This is a genomic window from Herbiconiux dendrobii, from assembly GCF_052048175.1.
Lineage (GTDB): Bacteria > Actinomycetota > Actinomycetes > Actinomycetales > Microbacteriaceae > Herbiconiux.
The window spans coordinates 778,903-805,846 of the sequence record NZ_JBLZQV010000002.1; the positions used below are offsets into that span (position 1 = coordinate 778,903).

The following is a 26,944-nucleotide window of genomic DNA, read 5'->3' on the forward strand; positions in this document are numbered from 1 at the left end:
TCATGGTCTCGCTCACGCTGCTGCTCAACCTCCTGTTCGCGGGGGTGCTCGGCACGCTGGCCGTGGTGGGCGTGGTGCGCGCCGCATCCGATGCCCGGCCCGCCCGGGCGCGGGCGGTCGTGCCGCTGGTGGTGCTGTGGGCGGTGTCGGTGCTGTTCATGACGCTGCGGCCGGGCACGGGGCTGGGGGTGCGGCTGAACCTGGTTCCGCTGATTGTCGACGGGCCGGCATCCGCCGTCGACGCCGTGCTGAACGTCGCCGTCTTCGTGCCCCTCGGACTGCTGCTGGCGCTCACCGGCACGCGGTTGCGCAGCGTGTTCGCACTGGCCCTCGCGCTCACCCTCTTCATCGAGATCACGCAGTACCTCACCGACCTCGGCCGCACCGCCGACATCAACGACGTCATCACGAACACCGTGGGCGCCTGCCTCGGCTGGGCGGTCGCGAGCGGCCTCCGGCGCATCGCCGCGCGAGCCGCAGCCGTCCGCACGAGGGTCGGCCGGCCGGTCGCACCCCGCTTCTGAGGCGGCGGCCGGCGGCCGTCCCCGGGCGTCCCCGGCCTTTCCCAGCCGGGCGAACTGCGCGGCGGCTAGCCTGGGCGGTCTATGGAGATCGTCGTCGACATCGTGCTGCTCGTGATCGCCCTGCTGGCCGTGCTGGGCGGCTGGCGGCGCGGGGCTCTGGTGACGGCGGCGTCGCTCGTGGGCATCGTCGCGGGGGCGTGGCTGGCCACGGCCGTCGCGCCGCCGATCGTGAGCTGGCTGGCGGAGCTCGGCTGGGCCGACCCGATCCAGCGCGCGATCGCCGCCGGAGTCGTGCTGCTGCTGTGCATGTCGCTCGCCATCGCGCTGCTGGGCGTCGTGGCCCGGCTGCTGCGGCGCGTGATCGGGGTGGTGCGCATCGGGCGGGGGATCGACTCGCTCGGCGGAGCCGCGCTCGGACTCGTCACCTGGGGTGTCGTGGTGTGGCTGCTGGCCGGCTTCCTGCAGACCACCGGGTTGATGCCGGTGACGCAGCTCGTGGCATCCTCCCGCGTGGTGTCGACCCTGAACAGCATCTCGCCCATCCCCTCCTCCACGGCTCTGGCCGCCATCGGCGACACGCTCGACGACTCCGGCTTCCCCGAGGTGTTCGCCTTCGGCTCCGAGACCATCCAGGGCGCGGCCGAGCCCGATCCGAACGTGCCCGCCGCCGTGAACGCGGCCGCCGACGGGGTCGTGCGCATCCTCTCCTCCGCCCCGGGCTGCGGATCGGATGCCGAGGGCAGCGGCTGGGTCGTGGCCGGCGACCGGATCGTCACCAATGCGCACGTCGTGGCCGGATCCGAGCAGCTCTACGTGCAGCGAAGCGGCGTGGGCGAACTGCTCGAGGCCACGCTCGTGGTCTTCGACCCGGAGCGCGACCTGGCGGTGCTCGACGTTCCGGGCCTCGGACTCGACCCGCTGCCGCTCGGCACCGAGCTCGCCTCGGGCGACCCGGCGGTCGTCGCCGGCTTCCCCGAGAACGGGGCGTACACGGTCGTGTCGTCGCGGGTGCGTGAGGTGGTGGACGCCGTGGGCCGGGACATCTACGAGCAGGATGCGGTGACGCGCGAGATCTACTCCCTGCGCTCGACCGTGCGCCCCGGCAACTCGGGCGGCCCGCTGTTCGACGCGGACGGCCAGGTGGTGGGCGTGGTCTTCGCCCGCTCGACGATCGACGCCGAGACCGGCTACGCGATGACCCTCGACGAGATCGCGCCGGTGCTCGCCGCGGCCGGCTCCACCACCCCCGTGGCATCCGGAGCCTGCGCGGGCTGACCCGCCTCCGGGCCAGCGTGAACACCGTTCACCGATCGCATGTGTACAGCGTCCACATCCTCTGTTACCGTGGGCTCATCATCGACCGGAGGAGCCCGCCATGACCACGAACCTCAACCCGTACATCAACTTCCGCGGCCAGGCCGCCGAGGCGGGCGACTTCTACCGGTCGGTGCTCGGCGGCTCGATCACCCGCAGCACCTTCGCCGACTTCGGGATGCCCGTCGCGCCCGGCGAGGAGGGGCTCGTGATGCACTCCCAGCTGGTGACCGACGGCGGCCTGGTGCTGATGATCTCCGACGTGCCGGCCCACATGGAGCTGACTCCCGGCAACAACATCACCGTCTCGCTGAGCGGTGACGACATCGACGAGCTGCGCGGCTACTTCGACAGGCTCTCCGAGGGCGCCACCGTCTTCGTGCCGATGGAGAAGGCGCCGTGGGGCGACTACTTCGGGCAGCTCACCGACAAGTTCGGCATCAACTGGATGGTGAACGGCGGCGGCACGCCCGACAGCCCCACCGAGTAGCGCTCATGGCGAGTCCATAGGGGCTCATAGGGTGCTGAGACCTCCCGCCAGCCTCACGCCTGTGATGCGCGCGTAGCAAGGGAGGATGCGACAGACAGACACCAGGAAGAGGCGGTGGTTCCGCCGCCGTAACGTCATCATCGCGTCGGCGCTCGGCGTCGCGCTCACCCTCGGCGTGGGTACGACGTGGGCGCTCGAACGCTACGTGATCGCGCACGTGGCGATCTCCGACGTCGACGCCTACGAGGCCGAGCAGTCGGCGCTCGCCGAGGACTCGGCATCCGGAACCGGCACCGACTCCGGCACCGACTCGTCGGCATCCGGAACCGGCGTGGTCAGCGGCGGCACGAGCTACAGCTCCGACGACGCCGCCATCCAGATCTCCACGGTCACCACGGGCACCGGCGACGACACCGTCACCTACTACGTGGCCGACGTGACGCTGACGGATGCGACCGTGCTGCGCTCGGCCTTCGCCCAGAACTCCTTCGGCGAGAACATCACCGAGACCACCTCCGACACGGCGGAGGACAACGACGCGATCTTCGCGATCAACGGCGACTACTACGGTTTTCGCGACACCGGCATCGTCATCCGCAACGGCGTCGTCTACCGCGACGAGGGGGCCCGCGAGGGCCTCGCCTTCTACCGCGACGGCACCGTCGAGGTGTACGACGAGACCGCCACCACGGCCGATCAGCTGGTCGCCGACGGCGTCTGGAACACGCTGAGCTTCGGCCCGGCGATCGTCGAGGACGGGGCGGTCGTCGACGGGATCGAAGACGTCGAGGTCGACACCAACCTCGGCAACCACTCCATCCAGGGCGAGCAGCCGCGCACCGCCGTGGGCGTGATCGACACGAACCACCTCGTGTTCGTGGTGGTCGACGGCCGCAGCCCCGGCTACAGCGCGGGCGTCACGATGACCGGCCTGGCCGAGATCATGCAGTCGCTCGGCGCCACCACCGCCTACAACCTCGACGGCGGCGGCTCCTCCACCATGTACTTCGACGGCTCGCTCGTGAACGATCCGCTCGGCACGGGCACCGAGCGCGGCACCTCCGACATCCTGTACATCGAAGACGAGTCGGCGGCGACGGATGCCACGGACGCCACTTCCAGCGGATCGGCCGCGGGCTCGTGATCGTGCTCATCCCCGCCTACGAACCGGATGCGCGACTCGTCGAGGTGGTGCGCGAGCTGCGCGCCGCCGCTCCGGGAGTCTCGGTGCTCGTGGTGGACGACGGAAGCGGCCCCACGTTCGCGCGGGTCTTCGGGCAGGCGCGGGACGCCGGCGCCGAGCTGATCGGCTACCCCGTGAACCACGGGAAGGGGTACGCGCTCAAGGCGGGGTTCGCGTGGGTGCAGGCGCAGCATCCGCACGAGGCGGTGGTGTGCGCCGACAGTGACGGGCAGCACCGTGTCGCCGACATCCTGCGCGTGGCGGCCGAGCTCGCCGACGCGGTGCCCGGGGTGGTGCCCGGGGTGGTGCCGGGGGCGGGCGAGGCGCCGGACGCGAGCGCAAGCGGATCGGTGGCGGGCTCCGGCTCCGGCTCCGCCTCCGGCTCGACGATGGTGATCGGCGGGCGGCGCTTCACCGGGCGGGTGCCGCTGCGCAGCCGCCTGGGCAACACCGTGGCGCGCGGCACCTTCCGACTCGCCACGGGTCTCGAGGTCGGCGACACGCAGACGGGCCTCCGTGGCTACCCGGCCGGGATGCTGCCCTGGCTGAGGGAGGTGAAGGGCGAGCGCTTCGAGTACGAGCTGAACGCGCTGCTCGGAGCCGGCGCCGCCGGCTACGGCATCCGGGAGCTGCCGATCGAGACGGTGTACCTCGATCACAACGCGTCGTCCCACTTCCGCCCCGTGCGGGACTCGCTGCGGGTGATGCGGCCGTTCCTGCGCTACGCGGCCTCGTCGCTGGCGGCCTTCGCGATCGACCTGACGATGCTGGCGGTGCTGTTCGCGGCCACCGGGTCGCTGCTGCTCTCGGTGATCGGGGCGCGGCTCGCGAGCGCCTCGGTGAACTTCGTAGTGAATCGGCAGCTGGTGTTCCGCGCCCGCCGGCGACGCCCGGTCGCCCGCGACGCGCTGCGGTACGCCGCTCTCGCCGTGGTGCTGCTGAGCGCGAGCTACGGTCTGCTCGACCTCGCCACGGGTATCGGGGTGCCCCTGCTCGCGGCCAAGCTCGTAACCGACACCCTGCTCTACCTGGCCGGCTTCCTCCTGCAGCGCCGTCTCGTCTTCAGCCGCGCGCGCTCCGCGGCCCCGCACCCCGGCTCTGCCCCGATCCCTCCCGCCGCCCCTGCCGTCGTCGAGGCGTCCCAGATGGCCGCTCCGGGTCGGTGAGGGCGGCGATTCGGGGCTTCTCGACGGAGGGACGGGGTGGGAGTAGCGTCGGGGCATGAGCAGCAGCGGGGCGCTTGGGCCCGACGAACGACCACAGGCGCCCGAGCGCGGCGGCGAACGCGCGAGCATCGAGGGCTTCCTCGACTGGCAGCGGGCCTCCATCGTCTACAAGGCCACGGGGCTCAGCGATGCGGATGCGGCGCGCCGGTTGCTGCCGAGCCTCACCACGGTGTCGGGCCTCATCCGCCACCTGGCCGACGTGGAGCGGTCGTGGATGCGCGAGGACATGGCCGGTGAGACCCTGCTGCGCTCGCGGTGGAGCGCGGAGGACCCCGACGGCGAGTTCCGGGTGATCGAGCGCGACAGCCTGGCGGAGATCGTCGCCGACTACGAGGCCGCCTGCGCCGAGTCGCGCGAGGTGGCCGCGCAGTTCGATCTGGACGACCGCTCGGTGGCCGAGGACGGCCGGTACTCGCTGCGCTGGATCCTGCTGCACCTCACCGAGGAGACCGCCCGGCACCTCGGCCACATCGACGTGCTGCGCGAACTGCTCGACGGGGCGACGGGCGAGTAGCCGCATCCGGGGCCATGCTGGGCTCATGACCACGACGTCGACGTCGACCGGTACCTCGGAGACGCAGCCAGAACTCAAGAAGGTGATGGGCCCCAAGCTCCTGCTGCTGTTCATCATCGGCGACATCCTGGGCACCGGGATCTACGCCCTCACCGGCCAGGTCGCGGCCGAGGTGGGCGGGGCGGCCTGGTTGCCGTTCTTGGTGGCCTTCGTTGTGGCCACCATCACGGCCTGCTCGTACCTCGAGCTGGTGACGAAGTATCCGCAGGCCGCCGGCGCCGCGTTGTACGCGCACAAGGCGTTCGGCATCCACATCGTCACCTTCCTGATCTGCTTCACCGTGATGTCCTCGGGCATCACCTCGGCCTCGGCGGCGGCCGGTGCCTTCGCCAGCAACTTCGCGATCGGCTTCGGGCTCGGCAAGGGCCCCGGCCTCGCCCTCGTGATCGCGCTGGCCTTCATGCTTCTGATCGCCGTGGTGAACCTGCGCGGCGTGGCCGAGAGCGTGGGCCTGAACGTGGTGCTCACGCTGGTGGAGCTCTCCGGTCTGCTGCTGGTGATCTTCATCAGCTTCTTCGCCATCTTCGGCGGGCAGGCCGACTTCTCGCGGGTGGTCGCGTTCGCGACGCCCGACGACAAGAACGTGTTCCTGGCCATCTCCACCGCCACCTCGCTCGCCTTCTTCGCGATGGTGGGCTTCGAGGACTCGGTGAACATGGCCGAGGAGACCAAGGACGCCACGAAGATCTTCCCGCGCACGATGCTCACCGGGCTGGGCATCACGGCCGTGGTGTACGTGATCATCTCGATCGTCTCGGTGGCGATCGTGCCCGTCGGCGAGCTGGCCGGCAACGACACCCCGCTGGTGACCGTGGTGCAGACGGCGGCCCCCGACTTCCCGATCTCGGCGCTCATCCCGTTCATCTCGCTCTTCGCCGTGGCCAACTCGGCGCTGATCAACATGATGATGGCCAGCCGTCTGCTCTACGGCATGAGCAAGCAGGGCGTGCTGCCCCCGTTCCTGTCGAAGGTGCTGCCGAAGCGGCGCACGCCGTGGGCCGCCATCCTGTTCACCACCGTGATCGCCCTGGGACTCACCGCTTACGTGTCGATCGACCCGGCCAACCCGATCGCGGTGCTGCTCGGGGGCACCACCTCGCTGCTGCTGCTCGCGGTGTTCGCCGTGGTGAACGTGTGCGTGCTGGTGCTGCGGCGCAAGACGGTCGACCACAAGCACTTCCGCACGCCCACCGCGCTGCCGATCGTCGGCGCGGTCGTCTGCGTGGCGCTGGTGCTGCCGTGGACCTCGGGTCGCCCGGCCGCGCAGTACACGATCGCGGGCATCCTGCTCGTGCTCGGCCTCGTGCTCTGGGCCATCACGTTCCTGCACCGGCGCGCGCGCGGCTACGGCGGCCCCGCCGCGCTCGACACGCAGGCGCTCAGCGCCGTGGAGAAGGGCGAGTAGGGTCTCGGGCGGCTCGACGGCCGCGCTGAACCGTCAGTAGACGATCGACAGGGCCACGGTTCCCGCCCGGAATCCCGGTGCGGTCAGGATCAGGTCGGCCACGGGCGTGGGAACCTGCGAACGATCGTTGCTGTCGATGAGCAGGAGCAGGATGCCCGACTCCTCTCCCGGGGCGAGTTCGTAGAGGTACGAGAACGAGATCTTCCCATCGGGGAAGGAGTCGGAGTAATCCCACTGCAGCCCCGAGACCCCCGAGAAGCTGTATCGGGGGTCGCTGTCGTTCAGGATCGCCGCCAGCGCGCCCGCCGGAATGGGATCCGGACCGGTGTTCGTGACATACACGCCGAAGACGGAGGACCCCGACTCGGGATACTCGGTCGGCCCGTCCGCGCGACCGGAGAGGAGCGGCCGCAGGTCGCTGGCGGCGGCACCGGGGGCGGTCACCGCGAGGGCGACGACCGGGGCGGCCCACGCGGCACCGACGACCGTGCGGCGGGTCACCGTGGCGCGGATGGTCGTGGGGAGGTCGGTCGCGGCGAAGTCCGGCTCGGTCATTGCAGAAGAGTAACGGACGGGCCGGGGGGCTGTGCAAGCCTCAGATCGCGGCGATCTGGACGATCCTCTCGGGGGTCAGGGCGGTGGACTGGGGGAGGGTCGCCAACGCGGCGGGGTCGACGCCCAGGGAGAGATAGATCGCGTGCAGGGCGACCACGAGGCCGCCGGCGGCTCCCGAGAAGTCGCCCAGCTCCGCCCTCGTGAGCGTGGGGGCGATGCGGATGGTCTGTTCGAGACGCTTCTGATAGGCGCCGAGATCGGCGGTCAGCGACTTCGCGATGCCCCCGCCGAGCACGATCGTCTCGGGTTCGCTCGACACCGCGATGGCGGTGAGCGCGGTCACCAGGGCCCGATCGAAGTCGGCCCGCAGCTCGGCCGTCGCGCGCCCGGTCGCGGCATCCGTTCCCGCCGCCGGTTCGGCGAACAGTGTGGCGGGCGACTCCAGGCGCACCCCCGCCGTCGCCGCCCGGGCCATCAGCGCCGGCCCGGTGGTGAAGCTCTCGAGGCGCTCGCCGTGAGCACCGACCGGGATCTGGCCGAACTCGCCGACGAGGCCGTGCCGGCCGCGCAGGATGGCCCCGTCGATGGCGATGCCGACTCCGAGGCCGGCGCCCAGACTCAGCATCGCGGCGTAGGGGGTGTGCCGAGCGGCGCCGAAGCGCAGTTCGCCGAGCAGCGCGAGGTTGGCGTCGTTGTCGGCGTGCAGGGGGAGGCCGAGGGCCAGTTCGCACACCGTCAAGAACGCCGGATCCTCCACCTGGCGGAGGTTCGGGGCGTTCGATACCGAGCGCTCGCCCTGGTTCACCGCGCCCGGGAGGCCGAGGCTCACTCCGGCGACCGCGTCCCAGCGGTCGCCCATCGCCGCCTTCGCCTGCTCGGCCAGCCACAGGGCGAGTTCCGCCGCCCCGAGGTCGGCGGGGGTGGGGATCTCGATCGCCACCAGGGGGGTGGCCAGCAGGTCGCTGGCGATGATGCGCGTGCTCGACGCGCCGAGGTCGACACCGATGACGAGGGCTCTCGCCGCGACGAGATCGAGCAGGATGGCGCGCCGGCCGCGCTTCTCCACCACCACCTCGGAGACCTCCGAGACGATGCCGTCGACGATCAGCTGATCGATCGCCCGCGTCACCGTCGCGGCGGAGATCCCCGTCGACTCCGCGATCTGCTTGCGGGTGGCGGGGCGCTGGATCATCAGCGCCGTGAGCACGGCGGAGCGGTTCAGCTCCCGGATGTCCTGGACCATACCGCCCCTTCGATACTCGCCTCGACAGTATTTCAGTTCACGGTGAGTTCTATCGCATCCCGACGACACGAATTCGGGAGCCGTCATTCCGGGGCGAAACACAATCGTAACAACTGCGCCTTGACTTTGATTGCGCGATGAAATCAAAATGAGTCCACGAGGTCGACGACGACGGCGCCCCACAGCTCCACGGGCCCATCGGCAGGACCGCACGCTCACGTGGATAGGACACCCCCAATGAAACGCACGATCTCACCCGGCTCCCGACTCCTGGTCGTCGCTGCCGCCGCCGCTCTGGTTCTCACCGGCTGCTCGGCCGGCTCCGGTTCCGCCGGTGGCGACGACGCCCCCTCGACCCCGGCGGCCGAGCCCAGCCTCGAATTCGTCGGCCCCGGCGGGGAGACCCCCGGTGCGCTCAGCGAGCTGTCGCTGACCGACGAGGAGACCACCACGGTCAAGGACGGCAAGTTCACGGCCGCCTTCGTCTGGCACACGTCCTCCGAGTTCGTCTCGGCCGTGGAAGACGGCGCGAGGGCCGAGTTCGACGAGCTGGGCATCGAGGTCGTGGCGAGCACGCAGGCCAACTTCGACTCGGCCACCCAGGCGAACAACCTGCAGACCGTGCTGGCTCTGAACCCCGACATCATCGTCACGACGGCCGTCGACGCCGTCTCGGCCGCCGCCACCTTCCAGCCCGCGGTGGATGCGGGCGTCAAGCTCGTGATCATGACCACCCCGCCGGCCGACTACAAGGCGGGCGACCAGTACGTGTCGATCGTCACCGAAGACCTCGCCGCGGCGGGCAAGATCAACGCCGAACTGCTCGGCGACGCCCTGGGCGGCAGCGGCAAGATCGCGTACATGTACCACGACGCCGACTTCTGGTTCACGAACCAGCGCGACGAGTCGTTCAAGGCCTGGATGTCGTTCCTCTACCCCGACATCGAGATCGCCGCGGAGGAGGGCTTCGCCGACGAGGCGAAGACCCAGGAGATCGCCGCGGCCCTGATCGCCCGCAACCCCGACATCACCGGCATCTACGTGCCGTGGGCCACCGCGGCCCAGGGCGTGCTCGCGGCGCTGCGCGATGCGGGGCGCAGCGACGTCAAGGTCGTCACGAACGACCTCGACGCCACCCTCGCCGCCGACATGGCGGCCGACGGCCCCGTGGTCGGCATGGTGGGCAACGGCGCGATCGGCATCGGAAAGGGCCTCGCGATCGCCGCGGCCTACGGCGTCCTCGACAAGCCGGCGCCCGAGCTCGTCGCCTCCGAGCCGATCGCCGTCACGAAGGACAACCTCGACGAGGGCTGGATGCTCGACTACGGCACCGCGGCGCCCGTCAGCGCCGAGTAGTCAGGTGACGAGCACGACACAGCGCACCGGGCTCCGCGACGACGGGCGGGCGGGCGACACCCCGTCGCGCGACCACGTGATCGGGGTCGACCTCGGCGGAACGAAGATCCGCGCCGGGATCGCCACGATCGCGGGCGAGCTGCTCGCCGAGAAGCGCATCCGCACCAGCAGCGACGGCTCCGAGGCGATGGAGCAGATCCACGCCCTCGTGCTCGAGCTCTGCGCCACCGCCGGGGTCGCGATCGACAGGATCGCGGCCACCGGGGTCGGCGGCGCCGGTGTTCCGGATGCGACGGGTGCGTCGTTCGACCTCGCCCCCAACCTCACGGCGCTCGGCGGCACCCCGTTCGCCGGCCGGCTCGGGGAACTCCTCGGCCACCCGGTCGTGATCGAGAACGACGTCAACGTCTCGGCGGTGGGCGAGCTCGTCGCCGGCCTCGGGCGGGGGCACTCGGACTTCGTGTTCGTCTCGGTCGGCACCGGCATCGGGATGGGCATCGTCGCCAACGGGGTGCTGCTGCGGGGCGCCAAGGGCGCCGCGGGCGAGATCGGCTTCCTCCCCCTGGGGGCCGATCCGCTCGACCCGGCGAACCACGTGCGCGGCCCGCTCGAGGAGGTGACCGCCGGCGACGCCGTCTCCGGCCGGTTCCTGCTCGGTGCGGGTTCGGCGCTCTCGCCCGAGGAGGTCTTCGCCCTGGCCGCCGACGGCGACGAGCACGCCCTCCTCGCCGTCGACGAGGAGGCGCGCTGGCTGGCCGCCGGCATCGCGGCCGTCACGGCCGTCCTCGACCCCGAACTGGTGATCCTCGGCGGGGGGATCGGCTCCCGGCCGGATCTCGTGCCGCGCATCACCGCCTGGCTGGCCCGCTACGGGCAGCCCGGCCTCCCCGTCCGCATCAGCTTGCTCGGCCCCCTCGCCCCCGTGATCGGCGCCGCCGCCATCGCCATCGACGCCGCCGCCGCGGCGCAGAAAGGTCTCTCCCGATGAGCACTCCCACCCAGACCGAGCCGGGCCTGCTCGGCCGGTTCGCCACGGTGAAGTGGAGCAACTACGTCGTCTACATCGGCTTCGTGCTGGTGTTCGTGTTCTTCGCCGTCACCCAGACGCAGTACTTCCTGAACGCCACCAACCTCACCAACATCGTCATCCAGGCCGCGCCGATCACGATCATGGCCATCGGCATGGTCTTCGTGCTCAGCACGGGCGAGATCGACCTGTCGATCGGCTCCACCGTGGCGCTGTCGGCGCTCACGGCGGGGGTCGTGCTGCAGGGGACGGGCCAGTGGTGGATCGCCGCCCTCGCCGGTCTCGCGATCGGCGCCGCCGTGGGCCTCGTGAACGCCATCTTCATCACCTGGGTGCGGCTGCCCTCCTTCCTGGTGACGCTCGCCACGATGGGCCTCGTCGCCGGCCTCGCCCGCCAGATCACCGATCTGCAGTCCGTTCCCGTCACCGACAAGGCCTTCGTCTGGCTCTTCGGCGGCGGCAACCTGCTCGGCCTGCCGATCATGGTGTGGTGGACCGCCGCCGCCGTGCTCGTCGGCTGGCACCTGCTGCGCCAGCGCCGCTACGGCGCGCACGTGCTCGCCGTGGGCAACAGCGCGGCGGCCTCCCGGGTGAGCGGCATCAAGGTCAACCGGGTGCGTCTCATGGTGTTCGTGGGCAGCGCCATGACGGCGGCCCTCGCCGGTCTGCTCTACGCCGGCCGCCTCCAGGGCGCGCGGTACACGCTCGGCGAGACCGACCTGATGACGGTCATCGCGGCCGCCATCGTGGGCGGCACGAGCCTGTTCGGTGGCAAGGGCACCGTGATCGGCGCGCTGATCGGCAGCCTGCTGATGAGCATGATCAACAACGGGCTCATCCTCTCCGGACTCAACGTGTCGCAGCAGATGATCGTGCGCGGCGCCATCATCCTCATCGCGGTGTCGTTCTCGCTCCGCGGCAAGAAGAACAGCTAGAAGGGCCCGCGATGTTCCTCGACCTCCTCCGCCGGCGCAATCCCGCCTTCCTCGACGCCATCGCGGCCCTGCACCGGGAGGGGGCGCTGCCGGCCAACACCTACGCGATCGACCTCGACGCGGTGGGCCGCAACGCCTCCGCGTTCGTGGAGGAGACCTCCCGGCTCGGGCTGCAGCCGTTCGCGATGACGAAGCAGCTCGGCCGCAACCCCGACGTGTCGCGCGTGCTAGCCGCATCCGGGATCACCCACGCCGTCGGCGTCGACCTACAGTGCGCCATCGCGGCGGCCTCGGGCGGACTGCGGATCGGCCACCTCGGCCACCTGGTGCAGATCCCGCGGCACGAGGCCGACACGGCCGCCGCACTCGAACCGCTCTACTGGACCGTGTTCAACGAGACCAAGGCCCGCGAGGCCGGTGCCGCCGCGCTCCGCCGGGGCCGGGTGCAGGATGTGCTGCTGCGCGTGGTGCAGGAGGGCGACCGGTTCTACACGGGGCACGAGGGCGGCTTCCCGCTCGAGCAGATCGTGGCGGCGGCCGACCTCGTCGACGGCATCCCCGGGGTGCGCTTCGCCGGCATCACCACCTTCCCGGCCACGCTCTTCGACGCCGCGAGCGGCACCGCGGGAGCGACGCCGAACCGGTCGACCCTCTCCGAGGCGGTGCGCCTGCTGGAGGCCGCCGGCCGCACCGGCATCGAGGTGAACGCGCCCGGCACCACCTCGATCTCGGTGCTGGAGGCGCTCGCCGAGGCCGGCGCCACCCAGGTGGAACCGGGCCACGGCCTCACCGGCACCACCCCGGCCCACGCGGTCTCCGACCTCGTGGAGGAGCCCGCGATCGCCTACGTCTCCGAGGTGTCGCACCTCTGGAACGATCGCGCCTACGTGTTCGGCGGCGGTCTGTACGTCGATCCCGTGCTGGGCGAGGTCGCGACCTCGGCGATCGTCGTGCCGGCCGACGGATCCGCTCCGCGGGTGGCCGATCTCGACGCGCTTCCCGTGGAGATGCCGGCGCCCGAGGCGATCGACTACTACGCCACCATCCCGTTGCACGGCCGCACCGACGTGACGGTCGGCGACACCGTGATCTTCGGCTTCCGCCCCCAGGTGTTCGTGACCCGCGCGAGCACCGCCGCCGTGTCCGGCATCGGCACCGGCACCCACCGGGTGGAGGGGATCTGGGCCGCCGACGGCTCGGCGCCCCTCACCCTCCCGAACTCCTGACCCGCTCTCTCAGATTGGAATCCACCATGCCGAGCGAAACAGCACTCCCCGAGCCGTTGGCATCCGGGTCGCCCGCCGAGACGCCGCTGCGCCTCGTGGGCATCCACAAGAACTTCGGCGGCGTCGTCGCCATCAAACGGTTCGACCTCGACGTGCAGGCCGGTGAGATCGTGGCGCTCGTGGGCGACAACGGCGCCGGCAAGTCGACCCTGATCAAGATCATCTCCGGCCTCTACCAGCCGACGGAGGGCGAGATCTGGCTCGACGGGCAGCCGGCGGACTTCCGCGACGCCTCGGATGCCCGGGCGAAGGGGGTCGAGGTCGTCTACCAAGACCTCGCGCTCGTGGTCGACCAGCCCGTGTACATGAACATGTTCCTGGGGCGTGAGCTCACGACGGGTCCGTTCAAGATCCTCGATCGCAAGAGGATGGCGACCGAGACCCAGCAGCTCGTCGACGCGCTCGACGTGCGCATCCCCTCCGCCAAGGCCACCCTGAGCGACCTCTCGGGCGGGCAGCGCCAGGGCGTCGCCATCTGCCGGGCCACCCACTGGGCCTCGAGTCTCGTGCTGCTCGACGAGCCGACCGCGGCGCTCGGCGTGGCCGAGACCGCGAAGGTGGAGGAGCTCATCCTCAAGCTCAAGGCGCGCGGCGCGGCCATCCTGATCGTCAGCCACAACATGGACCAGGTGTTCCGCATCGCCGACCGCGTCTCCGTGCTGCGCCGCGGCACGCAGGTGGGCACCCGCGTGCTCGCCGACACGACCCACAACGAACTCGTCGCCATGATCACAGGACTCTCCTCATGAACCCCACCCGCACCACCGCCACGCCCACCGCCACCGCCTTCCCCCCGGGCGAGCATCTGCGCGCCGAGATCGCCGAGCAGCCCGCACGCTGGCGCGACCTGCTCGCGTTCCAGCGGGACGCCGTCGATGCCGCGGCCGAGCTCATCCGGAGCACCGACCCCGAGCTGATCGTCTTCGCGGCGCGGGGCTCGAGTGACCACGCCGCCCAGTACGGCCAGTACCTGGCTCACAACCTGCTGCTCATCCCGGCGATGCTCGCCACCCCGGCCACCGCGAGCGCGTTCGGGGTGACGCTGAGCTACCCGAGCTCGGTGATGCTCGCCGTGTCGCAGTCGGGCGAGTCGCCTGACCTGCTCGAGACCGTGCGCTCCGCCCAGGCCGCCGGGGTGGCCGTGATCGCGTTCACCAACGACGAGTCGAGCACTCTCGCGGGCCTGAGCGAGGTGCACGTGCCGCTCGCCGCGGGCCCCGAGCTCTCGGTCGCCGCCACGAAGACCTACACGGCCGAACTGCTCGCGCTCTACCTCGTGCTCTCGCGCGTGCACGGCGCCGACTGGGCCTCGCTCGAGCGCGCGGTCGACGCGGCGGCCACCGCGGCAGAACGCACCATCGAGGCCGGCGAGGTCTCGTCGCCGGCACTCGCGGCCGCACTCCGCGACGAGCAGCGCATCCTCGTGGTCGGCCGCGGCTACTCGATGTCGTCGGCCAAGGAGGGCGCCCTCAAGCTCATGGAGACCAACGCCATCGCCGCCTCGGGCTGGAGCGTGGCGGATGCGACGCACGGCCCCCTCGGGCAGGTGGTTCCCGGCACCCCCGTCGTGGTGCTCGCCGCGAGCCCGGGCGGGCGGGCATCCGTCGCCACCTTCAGCGCCGCCGCCGCCGCTCTGGGAGGCGAGCTCATCCTGGTCGGCGGGAACGGCCTCGACGCCTCGACGCCCGTGCGCTCGCACATAGCGCTGGCCGGTCTCGACGCGGGCGACCCCGCCTCCGCCCGGATGCCCGACGAGCTCATCCCGCTGATCGAGATCCTCCCGCTGCAGCAGCTGGCCCTCGCGCTCGCCCTCGAGCGCGGGCTGAACCCGGATCAGCCCGCCGGCCTCAACAAGGTCACGAGAACGCACTAGGGTGACGCGCATGTCCGATCAGTCCGCCGCGACCGTCCAGACCGTGCTCGGCCCCGTGCCGGCCGGGTCGCTCGGCCGGGTGATGGTGCACGAGCACCTGCTGTCGCTCGTGCCGGGTCCGTGGCTGAGCGGGGGAGCGGTCGACGATCGGGTCGACCTCGCGGTGCGGGCCCTGTCGTCGCTGGCCGGTGTGGGTGTGGGCACGGTCGTCGACATCAGCCCCTACGGCGTGGTCGGCCGGGACGACGACGGATCGAACGCGGTGCTGCTGCGCGAGATCGCCCGGCGCACGGGTCTGCACGTCGTCTCGGGCACCGCCGTCTACCTCGAGGCCTACTCGCCGCGCTGGGCCCTCGAGGCGACCCTCGACGAGCTCACCGCGCGCTTCGTGGCGGATGCGACGACCGGGATCGGAGCATCCGGGGTGCGGGCCGGGGTGCTCGGCGAGCAGGCCACCAGCCTCGGCGAGATCACGCCGCACGAGGAGAAGTGCCTGCGGGCGAGCGCCCGCGCCTCGCGCGAGACCGGTCTCGGCATCATGACGCACACCACCCACGGCACCATGGCGCACGAACAGATCGACATCCTCGAAGCCGAGGGTGCCGAGCTCGGCGGCGTGGTGATCGGGCACATGGACACGCAGCTGAGCATCGACTTCGTGCGCTCGGTGGCCGACCGGGGCGTCGCCGTGGCGATCGACACGATCGGCAAGGAGACCTGGGAGTTCTTCGTCGGCCCGCCCGAGCACGATCCCGCCGACGGCGCGTTCGTGAAGAACGCCTTCCACCGCGCCGATGCGAAGCGGGCCGACATGGTCGCGGCGCTCGTGGCCGACGGGCGCGTCGACTCGGTGTTCCTCGCCTCCGACCTCACGGGTGCGGAGGTCTGGATGAATCCCCGCACGCACGGCCGGCAGGGCTACAACTACCTCATCGAGTCGTTCCTGCCGCTGTTGCGCGAACGCGGAGTGACCGACGAGCAGTGCGACACCATGCTCGTGGCCAACCCCGCGCGACTGCTCGGCTCATCCACCTGACCGGGTGGTGAACCGGTGGTCGACAGGCGGCGGACGGCGCTGGGCGGAGCACGGACGGGTCAGGATGCGGCCAGGGCGCGCTCGAACTCCGCGAGCATCTCGGCGCTGAACAGCACGAAGCCCACCTCTCCCGGGTAAGGACTGGCGCGAACGGTGTCGACCGCGATGCGGGCGGCGCTCGCCGCGGGCCAGCCGTAGACCCCGGCGCTCACGGCGGGGAAGGCGACGGATGCCGCACCGAGCTCGGTCGCCACCTCGAGCGAGCGGCGGTACGCCGACGCCAGCACGGCCGAGCGGTCTTCGCGCGCGGAGTACACCGGCCCGACCGTGTGGATGACCCAGCGCGCAGGCAGGTCACCGGCCGTCGTGGCCACGGCCTCGCCCGCGGGCATCCCCTCGGGGAACCGTGTACGCCGCAGCTCCCGGCACTCGGCCAGGATCGACGGCCCGCCCCGGCGGTGCACGGCCCCGTCGACCCCGCCGCCGCCGAGCAGCGAGCTGTTGGCGGCGTTGACGATCGCGTCGGCCTCCACCGTGGTGATGTCGGCCTGCCGAGCGCTCAGCGAGTGGGTCATGGGCCCGACCCTACGCCGCGGCTACTGCACGTGGAAGGTCACCCGAGAGACGTTCGACGTGGCGCCGTCGGGGCCGTTCAGACGGTAGAGGAAGCCGTCGTCGCCGACGTAGCCGGCGTCGGGGTGGTACTCGAGGTCGCCGGTGACCGGGTCGAGCGTGAGGGTTCCGTGCGCGGGTGGCGTGACGCCGGCCTGGATGCTCCAGCGGCCGCCGGAGATCACGTCGTTCTCGAGCACGCTGCGATCGGTCACCGCACCGGCGCTGTCGAGCGTGAACTCGTCGTCGACCGTCTCGGCCATCCCGGCGACGGTGACGTCGAAGGTGCTCGCGGGACCGGTGCTCACGCGCGTGATCACCGCCGTCACGGTGATCGTGTCGACTCCGGTGAACGTGGGGTCGGACCGGTAGGTCAGGGCACCCGAGCTCGCGATACTGACGTCCCCGTGCGCGGCCGTGGCAGTCATCCGTGCGGTCGTGCCGTGGCAGAAGGTGCGCAGGTGGGCTGTGACGCCCGAGATGACGGTCTGGGTGGCGCCGTCATCCGCGTCGGCATAGGTGCAGACGGGCGGCTGGATCGGCCCGGTGACCGCGAAGGCGGCGGGCGCGACGGTGGTGAGCGCCGCCAGGGGGAGCAGGGCGGCGGCGGCGAGGGACAGCGAGCGGGCAGTTCGGTGCATCGAAGGCTTCTTCCAGTAGGCGGATCGCCCGTTCCCGGGGAGATCGTACCGGAAACCTCCGATTAAATGAAGAAACCTCGGATCGTGGCTTGATTCAGACCGCGAGCAGCGCGCTGACCGCCGAGCGGAACATCGCCAGCCCGTCGACACCCGAGCGCATGGCGGCCGCGGTGTCGGGCCCGAAGCCGGCCTCGACGGCGTGCTCGGGGTGCGGCATCAGCCCCACCACGTTGCCGCGCGCGTTCGTGACGCCCGCGATGTCGTCGAGCGAGCCGTTCGGGTTCACGCCCACGTAGCGGAAGGCCACCTGGCCCTCGCCCTCGAGCCGCTCGAGGGTCTCGGCCGAGGCGATGTAGCCGCCCTCGCCGTTCTTCAGCGGGATCGTGATCTCCTGGCCCTGCTCGTACGCCGAGGTCCAGGCGGTGGAGGTGTTCTCCACCCGCAGCACCTGGTCGCGGCAGATGAAGCTGCCGTGGTCGTTGCGGATCAGGCCGCCCGGCAGCAGCTTCGCCTCGGTGAGCATCTGGAAGCCGTTGCAGATGCCGAGCACCGGCACGCCGCGTTCGGCCGCCGCGACGACCTCGCGCATGATCGGCGAGTGCGAGGCGATCGCGCCGCAGCGCAGGTAGTCGCCGTAGCTGAACCCGCCGGGCAGCACCACGGCGTCGACGCCCTGCAGATCGTGGTCGCCGTGCCAGAGGGCCACCGGCTCGGCACCCGCGAAACGGACCGCGCGCTGGGCGTCCCGGTCGTCCAGCGAACCCGGGAAGGTGATCACGCCGACACGCGTCATGCGAGGGCTCCGGATGCCGCATCGGCACTGTGCGAGCCGGCGCCGTCGACCACGGTGATGTTCACCACGTCTTCGATCACCGAGTTCGAGAGCAGGTCGTCGGCGATGCGGCGCACGCTGCCGAGCACCGCCTCGTCGACGGGGCCGTCGACGGTGAGCTCGAAGCGCTTGCCGACGCGGACGTCGGTGAAGGCGGCTTCGCCCAGGCGGGCGAGGGCCCCGGCCACCGCCTTGCCCTGCGGGTCGAGAAGTTCGGCTTTGGGCATGACGTCGACGACGATCTTCGGCACGGCTGCTCCTGCGCTTGGACGGGGACGGGAAGACCGCATCAGTCTACCGTCCCGAAGCTCCCGCCCGGCCCGGGGCCCGCGGCCGGCCCGGTGCCGGTGCCCAGGCCGTCGGCCCCGCCCACCAGGCGCCCGAGCTCGCGGCGGGTGCGGGCGCCGAGCTTGCCGCGGGCCGAGTAGACGTGCGACTCCACCGTGCGCACCGAGAGGAACAGCTCCTGCGCGATCTGCTTGTTGCTGAGGTGTCGCGCCACCAGCAGGGCGACCTCGTACTCCCGCTCGGTGAGCTCGTCGGCAAGCGGCACGGGCTGGAGGGATCCGGCGGCGGCCACGGCGGTGAGGCCGGCGGCCCAGCCCGGGCCCGGGGTGACGGAACCGGCCGTGCGCGGCCCGGAGCCCGAGTCCGGCCGAGGCGGCGTTCCGCGCCCGGCCGGGGCGCCGGATGCCGCCGGGTCGAAGCGCCGGCGTCGTGCCCGGTCTTCCGCCGACTCCGGTGACGGGGCGCTCCTGCCGGCCGCGCCGGCACCCGCCGTCCGCGCGTGCCGTTCCTGCACCGCACGCTCGGCGATCGCCTGGGCGTCGGCGAGATCGCCCCACGCCGCCGCGACCTCGGCCTCGGCCACCAGGCGGGTGTACCGGTGCATCCGGTGCGGCCGGGTGAGCTGCTCGTCCACCTCGGCCAGCACGCGCTCGGCCTCGGCGGGCCGGCCCGCCCGGGCGAGCGCCGCGGCCCGCATGTGGGCCACCACGGGCCGCCAGACGGCGAACTCGAGCCGCTCGAAGCGGCCGACGGCGGCGCGCAACTCGATCTCGGTGCGCAGGGGATCGCCCCCGAGAGCGCCGAGCACCGTGCCTGACACGATCCCGGCCAGCGCCAGCGCCGTGCGGTCGTCGCGCTCCGCGGCGAGCAGGGTGGCGAACCGCAGGCGGTGCCTCAGATCGTCGGGCTCCACACCGGAGAACAGCGCGGCGATGCCCTGCAGCAGGATCACGGTGAGTTCGGCCACGATCGAGACCGGCTGATCGGTCACCGGATCGCGATTGGCGCGCGCGGCGGCGTGGAAGGTCGCCTCGCCCTCCTCGGCGCGCCCGAGCTCCGACACGGCCAGCGCCGAGAGCAGGGCGCCGCGCACCCGCGCGAGGGTCGCCGCCGAGGGCTCGGCGAGCACCTCGTCGGCGCGGTCCGAGACGGCGGGCCAGTCCAGGTCGAGGCAGGCCGTCTCGGCCCGCTGCACCTGGATCTCGCAGAAGATGCCGGGGTCGTCGATCCCGCCGCGCTCCAGCCATCCGGCGATGTCGTCCAGGCTCGTGCCGAGCGGCGTCCACGCGCTGAGGCTCGACCACCAGCGCACGAGCCGGCGCAGGTCGGCGACCGGCATCGCGGCGGGCTCGCGGCGCCGCAGCTCGGCCTCGGCCTCGGCGAAGCGGCCCTCGCGGGCGTGCGCCCGGGAGGCCTCGACCTGCAGGGCGGGCGCGTCGTCGCCCTGCCGCGCGAGTTGCACGTAGGCCGCAGCGAGATCGGCCCGACCCAGCCCGTTCACACTGCGGGCGGCCGCGGCGAGGATGCGGCCGCGCAGTTCCGGCTCCACCGCGTGCGGACCGGGCACCCCCGGGCGCATCGAGTGCCAGTTTGCGGCCAGCAGCCGGCAGATCGGCACGCTGGAGGCCGGATCGGCTGCGGCCAGCGCCCGCACGGCGGCGTGGTCGAGCGCGCCGTCGAGGTCGCCTACGCCGAGCAGGTTCTCGGCCGCCTTGGCCAGGGCGTGGTTGGCGTACAGGCCCTTCACCGCGGTGCGGTCGGTGAACACGGCACGCCGGGTGATCAGCGTCTCGATCACGGAGGGCTCGATGGAGCGGGAGGCCGTGGCGAACTCGATCCCCCTCAGCCGGCCGATCACGGCCAGGGCGAGGCGCTCGTCGGGGCTGTACTCGGCGAGCACGGCGCCCAGCACATCGGCGAGGCGGGAGCCGGCGGGCAGTTCGCGCACCGGGTCGAGCGGGTCCCACGACTCCTGGCTCGCGTCGAGGGCGTCGCGCACGAGCTCCTGCAGCAGCATCCGCGAGCCTCCCGAGCGCGCGAACAACGCCGTCTGGGTGACCGAGTCCAGCTCGCCGCCGCCGAACTGCGCGATCAGGTCGCCGGCGTCGTCGGCCTCGAGCCGGTGCAGGTCGTACCGCGCGGCGCCGCCCTCGAGCCAGAGGGCGGTCAGCGCCTCGGGCACCCGCTCGCCCGGCCGGCCCGCCGGGTGCGCGGTCAGGGCGAGCAGGGCGGCCACGCGCCGCGAGTAGATCGCACGGCCGAGCACCTCGATCGATTGCGGGTCCAGGGCCTGGGCGTCGTCGATCACGACCACCAGCGGGGCCGGATGCGCGGGAGAGCCGGGGGCGCCCGGAACGTCGGGAGGGCCGGGAACGTCGGGAGGGCCGGCAGCACCGGGAGCGCCGGCGGCACCGGCCGCACCGGGGACACCGGATGCGTCCGTCGCCAGGCGCACCAGGCGCGGGTCGCCCGAGGTGACCAGGGCTCCGAGCGGCACGGTGCTGAGCGGGGTCGCCGCCCGCACGAGCGCCGGTTCGTTCCCCGCCTGGCGCAACCGCTCGGCGACGGCCCGGCAGAAGTAGCTCTTGCCCGAGCCGAGCGCCCCGGTGACGATCACGCTCCCGCCGGCGGCCAGACGCCGGAGCACCTCGTCGACCTCGCGATCGGCCCCGACGACCCGCAACCCCCGGCCGTCGCCCCCGTGCACCCTACCTGTCACAGCGACCCCCACGATCAGACAGTGATGTTTGCGTACCGCGAGGAGGAGGGCCGGTGCGAGCGCCCGCCGCGATGCGGTCTCCACAGACTACCCACGGTGCTCACGCAGAGGTAGGGGCTTGCGGCACTCCGCGCAGGCCTCTGATCGCGGCGCACTGCCCGGGCCACAGAAGTTAATCGGAATGTAACCCGTCCGGGGGCGCATTCCTTGCATCCGGATGCCCCCTGCGCTAGCCTTTTGACCCCCAAGGGGGTGACATTTCTTCAGTTCCACTTAATTTACCTGGATGAAATGTTCAGTCTTCCTTTCGTTACCGGGGGCACCTAGCATGGCCGAATCCGTGTGAGCCGTGACTGCTAGGAGTTCCATGTCTGCATCCGCCTGGAGAACCGCGAAAGCGATTCTCGCGACGATCGCGGGAGGTGCGCTGTTCGCAGCACCCCTCGTCGGCGTCGCATCATCCGCCTCCGCCAGTGTCGACGGGGCCGGTGTCGTCATCAACGAGGCCTACCTCAAGGGCGGCAGCGCCGGGGCCCCCTTCGCCAAGAAGTTCATCGAGCTCTACAACCCGGGTGAGGCGGCGGTGTCGCTCGACGGCTGGTCGCTGCAGTACCGCTCGGCCAGCGGAACGGGAGCCGCGAACGGCGTCGCGCCGCTCACCGGCAGCATCGCTCCCGACGGCTACTTCCTCGTGCAGATCGACGGCAACGCGGCCAACGGCGCGGCGCTGCCCACCCCCGATCTCGACCTCGGCGGCACCATCAACCCCTCGGGCACGAACGGCACGCTCATCCTCGCCGACACCACCACCGCGCTGGCTCCGGCCCCCGGATCGGTGACGGGCGCCGACGACATCGTCGACCTGCTCGGCTACGGCACCTCCAACACCTTCGAGGGCGCGGTCGCGGTCGTCGACGGCCCCAACGGCACCCCCAACTCGCTCGCGCGCACCGGCTTCGCCGACACCGACAGCAACGCGGCCGACTTCGTGTCGACCGCCACGGTGACGCCGCAGAACTCGGCGGAGGGCACGGACCCCACCGACCCCAGCGACCCGACGGATCCCACGGACCCGACCGATCCCACTGATCCGACCGATCCCACAGAGCCGGCTGACCCGACGATCACCCCGATCGCCGACATCCAGGGTTCCGGCGCCGCCTCCCCGCTCGCCGGCCAGACGGTCACCACCACGGGAGTCGTCACGGCGGCCTACGCCACCGGCGGGTTCGCGGGCTTCTACCTGCAGACCGAGGGCACCGGCGGGGCGATCGACTTCGCCACGCACACGGCTTCGGACGCCCTGTTCGTCTACTCGCCGAGCACCGCCGCATCCGTCGCCATTGGTGACTACGTGCAGGTCACCGGCCCGGTCAGCGAGTACTTCGACCTGAGCCAGATCAGCGTCGACAACGCCGACGGCCTGGTGAAGCTCGATGCCTCGACGGTCACCGCTCCGGTGCCCGCCACGGTGGCGCTGCCCGCCGACGCCACCCAGCGCGAGTCGCTGGAGGGCATGCTGCTCGCGCCGCAGGGCGAGTTCACGGTGAGCGACACCTACTCCACCAACCAGTACGCCGAGATCGGTCTGGCCTCCGGCAGCACCCCGCTGCTCACCCCCACCGAGATCGCACGCCCCGGCACGCCGGAGTACACCGCGGCCGTGGCCGACAACGCCGCTCGCGCGGTGACGCTCGACGACGGCTCCAGCCTGAACTTTCTTGGCGCCACGGCGAACAAGAACCTCCCGCTGCCCTACCTCACGCAGGATGCGGCGATCACGGTCGGCTCCGCGGTCTCGTTCACGAGCCCGGTGATCTTCGACTACCGCAACAGCACCTGGAAGTTCCAGCCCACCACGCAGCTCACGGCCGACGGCGCCCTGCCGGCGACCTTCAGCGACGTGCGGGAGAACGCTCCGGCCACCCTCGGCGGCGACATCCAGATCGCCGGCTTCAACGTGCTGAACTACTTCACCACCACCGGTGACACCCTCACCGGCTGCACCTTCTACACCGACCGCGAGGGCGACCCGGTGACTGTCAACCGGGGCTGCGATGCCCGCGGTGCGGCCGAGCCCGAAGACCTCGCCCGCCAGCAGGCCAAGATCGTCGCGGCCATCAACGGCCTCGGCGCCGAGGTCGTCTCGCTCGAGGAGATCGAGAACTCGGCCAAGTTCGGCGACGAGCGCGACTCGGCCCTGTCGACCCTGGTCACCGCGCTGAACGCGGCCGCCGGCAGCAACGTATGGGCCTTCGTGCCCTCGCCCGCCGCCGACGCGCTGCCGCCGCTGGCTCAGCAGGACGTCATCCGCACCGCCTTCATCTACAAGAAGGCCGCCGTCGAGCCCGTGGGCGAGTCGCGCGTGCTGATCGACCCGGCCTTCTCGAACGCCCGTCAGCCGCTGGCGCAGGAGTTCAAGCCGGCCGGAGCATCCGGAGACGATGAAGCGTTCATCGCCATCGTCAACCACTTCAAGTCCAAGGGCGACAGCACGCCGCCCGCGACGGGTGACAACGCCAACGGTATCCAGGGCGCCTTCAACGGAGACCGCACGCGTCAGGCGGCAGCCCTGCTGTCGTTCTCCTCGTCGCTGCAGGCCGAGCTCGGCATCACCGACGTCTTTCTGATCGGTGACTTCAACGCCTATTCGAAGGAAGACCCGGCGGTGGCGCTGACGGATGCCGGCTACGTCGACCAGGGCGCGAAGACGGGCAAGTTCAGCTACTCGTTCAGCGGCGAGAGCGGTTCGCTCGACCACGTCTTCGCCTCGCCCTCGGCGGATGCGAAGGTCGACGGCGTCGACATCTGGAACATCAACTCGGGCGAGTCGATCGCCAAGGAGTACAGCCGCTTCAACTACAACGCGACGAACTTCTACGACGAGAGCGTGTTCCGCTCCAGCGACCACGACCCGGTGATCGTCGGTTACTCGTTCGGTGAGGCCGCTCCGGCGACCGTCGACCTGAACCTGATCGACATCAACGACTTCCACGGTCGCATCGATGCCAACACGGTCAAGTTCGCCGGAACGATCGAGCAGCTGAAGGCTCAGAGCCCGAACTCGATGTTCATCTCCTCGGGTGACAACGTGGGCGCCTCGCTGTTCGCCTCGAGCGTGCAGCAGGACCAGCCGACCATCGACGTGCTGAACGCGCTGAGCCTGAAGACGAGCGCCGTGGGCAACCACGAGTTCGACCAGGGCTTCACCGACCTCACCGACCGCATCATCGGTGCCGACGACGCGCGCAACGCGACGTGGGCCTACCTCGGTGCGAACGTCTACGAGAAGGGCACCACCACCCCGGCGCTGCCCGAGTACGCGATCGAGCAGGTCGGTGGGCTCCGCGTGGGAGTCATCGGCGCGATCACGCAGGAGACGCCCTCGCTGGTGTCGCCCGGCGGCATCTCGGGCCTCGTTTTCGGCGACCCGGTCGACGCGGTGAACCGCGTCGCAGCCCAGCTCACCGACGGTGACGAGTCCAACGGCGAAGCCGACGTGCTCATCGCCAGCTACCACGAGGGTGCCGGAGCCGGCCTCGTCGAGGGTGCGACCCTCGAGCAGGAGCTCGCCGAGGGCGGCGCGTTCGCGAAGATCGTGAACGACACGGATGCGAAGGTCGCCGCGATCTTCACCGGCCACACCCACAAGCAGTACGCCTGGGACGGTCCCGTCAAGGGCACCGACAAGACCCGCCCCGTGCTGCAGACCGGCAACTACGGCGAGAACATCGGCCAGGTGAAGCTCAGCATCGATCCTGAGACGCACGAGCTGGTGAGCTACACGGCCACCAACGTGAAGCGCCTCGCCTCGGCGACCGGGAAGGACGCGGCCGAGACCGCAGCGCTCAGCGCCGCGCTCGACGCCCAGCTCGTCAGCACCTACCCGGCCGTGGCCGAGGTGAAGACGATCACGGATGCGGCGCTCGCCTACGCGGCCGAGATCGGCAACCAGCCCAAGGGCTCGGTCACCGCCGACATCACCTCCGCGAACACCGGCGGCAGCTACGTCGACGGCGTCTACGTGGGCGGCTCGCGCGACGACCGCGCCTCGGAGTCGACCCTCGGCGACCTGGTGGCCGACTCGCTCGTGTCGTCGCTCAGCGACGCCGATCGTGGCGGCGCGGAGATCGGGGTCGTGAACCCCGGTGGTCTGCGTGCCGAGCTGCTGTTCAAGGGCGACACCACGTCGAACCCCGCGAACACCGACGGCACGGTGACCTACGCCGAGGCCAATGCGGTGCTGCCGTTCGTGAACAACCTCTGGACGACCTCGCTCACGGGCGCGCAGTTCAAGACCGTCCTCGAGCAGCAGTGGCAGACCAACCCCGACGGCACCGTGCCGTCGCGGCCCTACCTGCAGCTCGGCCTGTCGAAGAACGTGACCTACACGTTCGACGCCACGGCCGCCCGCGGATCGCACATCACCGGCATCTGGATCGACGGTGAGCCGATCGACCCCGCGGCCTCGTACCGCATCGGGTCGTTCAACTTCCTGCTCCAGGGAGGCGACAACTTCCGCGAGTTCACCAACGGCACGAACACGCGCGACTCGGGTCTGGTCGACCGTGACGCGTGGATCTCGTACCTGCAGTCGAACCCGGGCCTCACGCCCGACTTCGCCCGCCAGGCCGTGCAGGTCAGCGGCGTCACCGCCGGTGACGTGGAGCTGGGCGCCGACGTGTCGGCGACCGTGTCGGGTCTGGACCTGACGTCGCTCGGCAGCCCGCAGAACACCTCGCTCACGGCGACCTGGACGGGATCGGCGGCGACGTTCGCTCCCATCACGGTCACGAACGGGAGTGCGACGGTCTCCGTCGAGGTTCCGGTCGACGCCTACAAGAACAGCGAGCTGGTGCTCACCGCGTCGCCGAGCGGCACCGTGGTGCGCATCCCGGTCACCGTCGCGAACGGTCTGCCGAACCCGCCGGAGGTCGACCGCATCGCCGGAGCCGACCGCTTCGAGGTCTCGGCGAACCTGTCGAAGGACGGCTTCCCCGACGGCGCGGACTCGGTCTACGTCACCTCGGGCGAGGTCTTCCCCGACGCGCTCGCCGCGGCCCCGGCCGCGACGGTCGACAGCGGCCCGATCCTGCTCACGCAGAACGGTGTGCTGCCGCAGGCGGTGCGCGACGAGATCGTGCGCCTCGGTGCGAAGAACATCGTGATCGTGGGCGGGCCGGCGACGGTCTCCACCGCGGTCGAGACCGAGCTGAAGACGCTCGGCACCGTTACCCGCATCGGCGGGGCCGACCGGTTCGAGGTGTCGCGGAACGTGGCGAAGGCCGCCTTCCCCGACGGCGCTCCGTACGCGGTGCTCGCCACGGGCACGTCGTTCGCCGACGCGCTCTCCGCGGGTGCGGCGGTGGCCGGTGAGGCTCCGGTCATCCTCGTGAACGGCAGCCGGCCCACGCTGGATGCCGCCACGAAGGCGCTGCTCACCGACCTGGGAGTCGACAAGCTCGTCATCGTGGGCGGTGAGGCGTCGGTCTCGGCCGGCATCCTCGCCGACGCGAAGACGATCGCGCCGACCGAGCGGCTCGGCGGTGCGGACCGGTTCGAAGCATCGCGGAACATCAACGCGTACTTCTTCGACACCGCCGACCGCGTGCTGCTCACGACCGGTCTGACGTTCACGGACGCGCTCTCGGCCTCGGCCTACGCGCCCCGCATCGACGCACCGCTGTTCACGATCCCCGGCGGCTGCGTGCCGAAGGAGACGCGTGACCAGATCACCGATCTCGGGGCCACCCGGGTGACGGTGATCGGCGGCGAGGCCTCGGTGACCAAGAGCGTCGACGACCTGGCGGTCTGCAGCCGCTGAC

The 26,944-nt window shown here is 71.3% G+C and carries 22 protein-coding genes; 15 read left to right on the plus strand and 7 right to left on the minus strand.

Translation table 11 applies throughout. The annotated features are described in order from the left end of the window. Positions 1-2 precede the first annotated feature (2 nt). The 7 genes from ACN4JJ_RS08570 (at position 3) to ACN4JJ_RS08600 (ending at position 6,716) form a co-directional block, all read left to right on the plus strand. Complete coding sequence (locus ACN4JJ_RS08570; RefSeq protein WP_440709486.1) at positions 3-524, plus strand: VanZ family protein; 522 nt, start codon at positions 3-5, stop codon at positions 522-524. A gap of 81 nt (positions 525-605) precedes the next feature. Continuing rightward, complete coding sequence (locus tag ACN4JJ_RS08575; protein WP_440709487.1) at positions 606-1,799, plus strand: MarP family serine protease; 1,194 nt, start codon at positions 606-608, stop codon at positions 1,797-1,799. 100 nt (positions 1,800-1,899) lie between these two features. Further along, on the plus strand, positions 1,900-2,328 hold the full coding sequence (locus tag ACN4JJ_RS08580) for a VOC family protein (protein ID WP_440709488.1): 429 nt from the start codon (positions 1,900-1,902) through the stop codon (positions 2,326-2,328). Positions 2,329-2,413: 85 nt separating this feature from the next. Then, positions 2,414-3,472, plus strand: coding sequence for a phosphodiester glycosidase family protein (locus tag ACN4JJ_RS08585; protein WP_440709489.1), 1,059 nt, complete (start codon positions 2,414-2,416; stop codon positions 3,470-3,472). Beyond that, positions 3,469-4,677, plus strand: a complete 1,209-nt coding sequence (locus ACN4JJ_RS08590) for a GtrA family protein (protein WP_440709490.1) — start codon at positions 3,469-3,471, stop codon at positions 4,675-4,677. Before ACN4JJ_RS08585 ends, ACN4JJ_RS08590 begins: the two co-directional genes overlap by 4 nt. A 55-nt stretch (positions 4,678-4,732) precedes the next feature. Next, the gene (locus tag ACN4JJ_RS08595; RefSeq protein WP_440709491.1) at positions 4,733-5,251 is read left to right on the plus strand and encodes a DinB family protein; all 519 of its coding nucleotides are present in this window, start codon (positions 4,733-4,735) and stop codon (positions 5,249-5,251) included. Positions 5,252-5,276: 25 nt separating this feature from the next. After that, entirely contained in the window at positions 5,277-6,716 is a 1,440-nt protein-coding gene (locus ACN4JJ_RS08600; RefSeq protein ID WP_440709492.1) for an APC family permease, read from the plus strand. 33 nt (positions 6,717-6,749) lie between these two features. On the opposite strand, the gene ACN4JJ_RS08605 is transcribed toward ACN4JJ_RS08600, so the two are convergent. Both ACN4JJ_RS08605 and ACN4JJ_RS08610 read right to left on the minus strand, forming a co-directional pair. Beyond that, on the minus strand, positions 6,750-7,271 hold the full coding sequence (locus ACN4JJ_RS08605; RefSeq protein ID WP_440709493.1) for a hypothetical protein: 522 nt from the start codon (positions 7,269-7,271) through the stop codon (positions 6,750-6,752). 40 nt (positions 7,272-7,311) lie between these two features. Next, entirely contained in the window at positions 7,312-8,514 is a 1,203-nt protein-coding gene (locus ACN4JJ_RS08610; protein WP_440709494.1) for an ROK family protein, read from the minus strand. Positions 8,515-8,751: 237 nt separating this feature from the next. On the opposite strand from ACN4JJ_RS08610, the gene ACN4JJ_RS08615 reads away from it, so the two are divergent. The 7 genes from ACN4JJ_RS08615 to ACN4JJ_RS08645 are packed head-to-tail and all read left to right on the plus strand — an operon-like array spanning position 8,752 to position 16,027. Next, positions 8,752-9,870, plus strand: a complete 1,119-nt coding sequence (locus tag ACN4JJ_RS08615) for a substrate-binding domain-containing protein (RefSeq protein ID WP_440709495.1) — start codon at positions 8,752-8,754, stop codon at positions 9,868-9,870. Positions 9,871-9,874: 4 nt separating this feature from the next. Next, entirely contained in the window at positions 9,875-10,858 is a 984-nt protein-coding gene (locus ACN4JJ_RS08620; RefSeq protein WP_440709496.1) for an ROK family protein, read from the plus strand. Continuing rightward, positions 10,855-11,832 carry an ABC transporter permease gene (locus ACN4JJ_RS08625; RefSeq protein WP_440709497.1) on the plus strand — a complete coding sequence of 326 codons (978 nt, stop codon included), beginning with the start codon at positions 10,855-10,857 and terminating at the stop codon, positions 11,830-11,832. Before ACN4JJ_RS08620 ends, ACN4JJ_RS08625 begins: the two co-directional genes overlap by 4 nt. A gap of 11 nt (positions 11,833-11,843) precedes the next feature. After that, positions 11,844-13,058 (plus strand): alanine racemase, encoded by a 1,215-nt coding sequence (locus ACN4JJ_RS08630; RefSeq protein WP_440709498.1) that lies wholly within the window; start codon positions 11,844-11,846, stop codon positions 13,056-13,058. Positions 13,059-13,084: 26 nt separating this feature from the next. After that, a complete protein-coding gene (locus ACN4JJ_RS08635) occupies positions 13,085-13,867 on the plus strand; it encodes an ATP-binding cassette domain-containing protein (RefSeq protein WP_440709499.1) in 783 nt (260 codons plus the stop codon). Beyond that, entirely contained in the window at positions 13,864-14,991 is a 1,128-nt protein-coding gene (locus tag ACN4JJ_RS08640) for an SIS domain-containing protein (protein WP_440709500.1), read from the plus strand. The genes ACN4JJ_RS08635 and ACN4JJ_RS08640 overlap by 4 nt, the downstream gene beginning before the upstream one ends. 10 nt (positions 14,992-15,001) lie before the next feature. Then, the gene (locus ACN4JJ_RS08645; RefSeq protein ID WP_440709501.1) at positions 15,002-16,027 is read left to right on the plus strand and encodes a phosphotriesterase family protein; all 1,026 of its coding nucleotides are present in this window, start codon (positions 15,002-15,004) and stop codon (positions 16,025-16,027) included. Positions 16,028-16,086: 59 nt separating this feature from the next. Here the strand turns inward: ACN4JJ_RS08645 and ACN4JJ_RS08650 are convergent, their stop codons facing one another. The 5 genes from ACN4JJ_RS08650 to ACN4JJ_RS08670 form a co-directional block, all read right to left on the minus strand. Beyond that, entirely contained in the window at positions 16,087-16,602 is a 516-nt protein-coding gene (locus ACN4JJ_RS08650) for an O-acetyl-ADP-ribose deacetylase (protein ID WP_440709502.1), read from the minus strand. Between the two features lie 21 nt (positions 16,603-16,623). Further along, positions 16,624-17,280 carry an Ig-like domain-containing protein gene (locus ACN4JJ_RS08655; protein WP_440709503.1) on the minus strand — a complete coding sequence of 219 codons (657 nt, stop codon included), beginning with the start codon at positions 17,278-17,280 and terminating at the stop codon, positions 16,624-16,626. 94 nt (positions 17,281-17,374) lie between these two features. Next, positions 17,375-18,073, minus strand: coding sequence for a phosphoribosylformylglycinamidine synthase subunit PurQ (gene purQ / locus ACN4JJ_RS08660; RefSeq protein WP_440709504.1), 699 nt, complete (start codon positions 18,071-18,073; stop codon positions 17,375-17,377). Continuing rightward, complete coding sequence (purS, locus tag ACN4JJ_RS08665; RefSeq protein WP_440709505.1) at positions 18,070-18,363, minus strand: phosphoribosylformylglycinamidine synthase subunit PurS; 294 nt, start codon at positions 18,361-18,363, stop codon at positions 18,070-18,072. The genes purQ and purS overlap by 4 nt, the downstream gene beginning before the upstream one ends. A 38-nt stretch (positions 18,364-18,401) precedes the next feature. Further along, on the minus strand, positions 18,402-21,119 hold the full coding sequence (locus ACN4JJ_RS08670; RefSeq protein ID WP_440709506.1) for a helix-turn-helix transcriptional regulator: 2,718 nt from the start codon (positions 21,117-21,119) through the stop codon (positions 18,402-18,404). Between the two features lie 367 nt (positions 21,120-21,486). On the opposite strand from ACN4JJ_RS08670, the gene ACN4JJ_RS08675 reads away from it, so the two are divergent. Next, positions 21,487-26,943, plus strand: coding sequence for an ExeM/NucH family extracellular endonuclease (locus tag ACN4JJ_RS08675; protein ID WP_440709507.1), 5,457 nt, complete (start codon positions 21,487-21,489; stop codon positions 26,941-26,943). The last annotated feature ends 1 nt before the right edge of the window (position 26,944 follow it).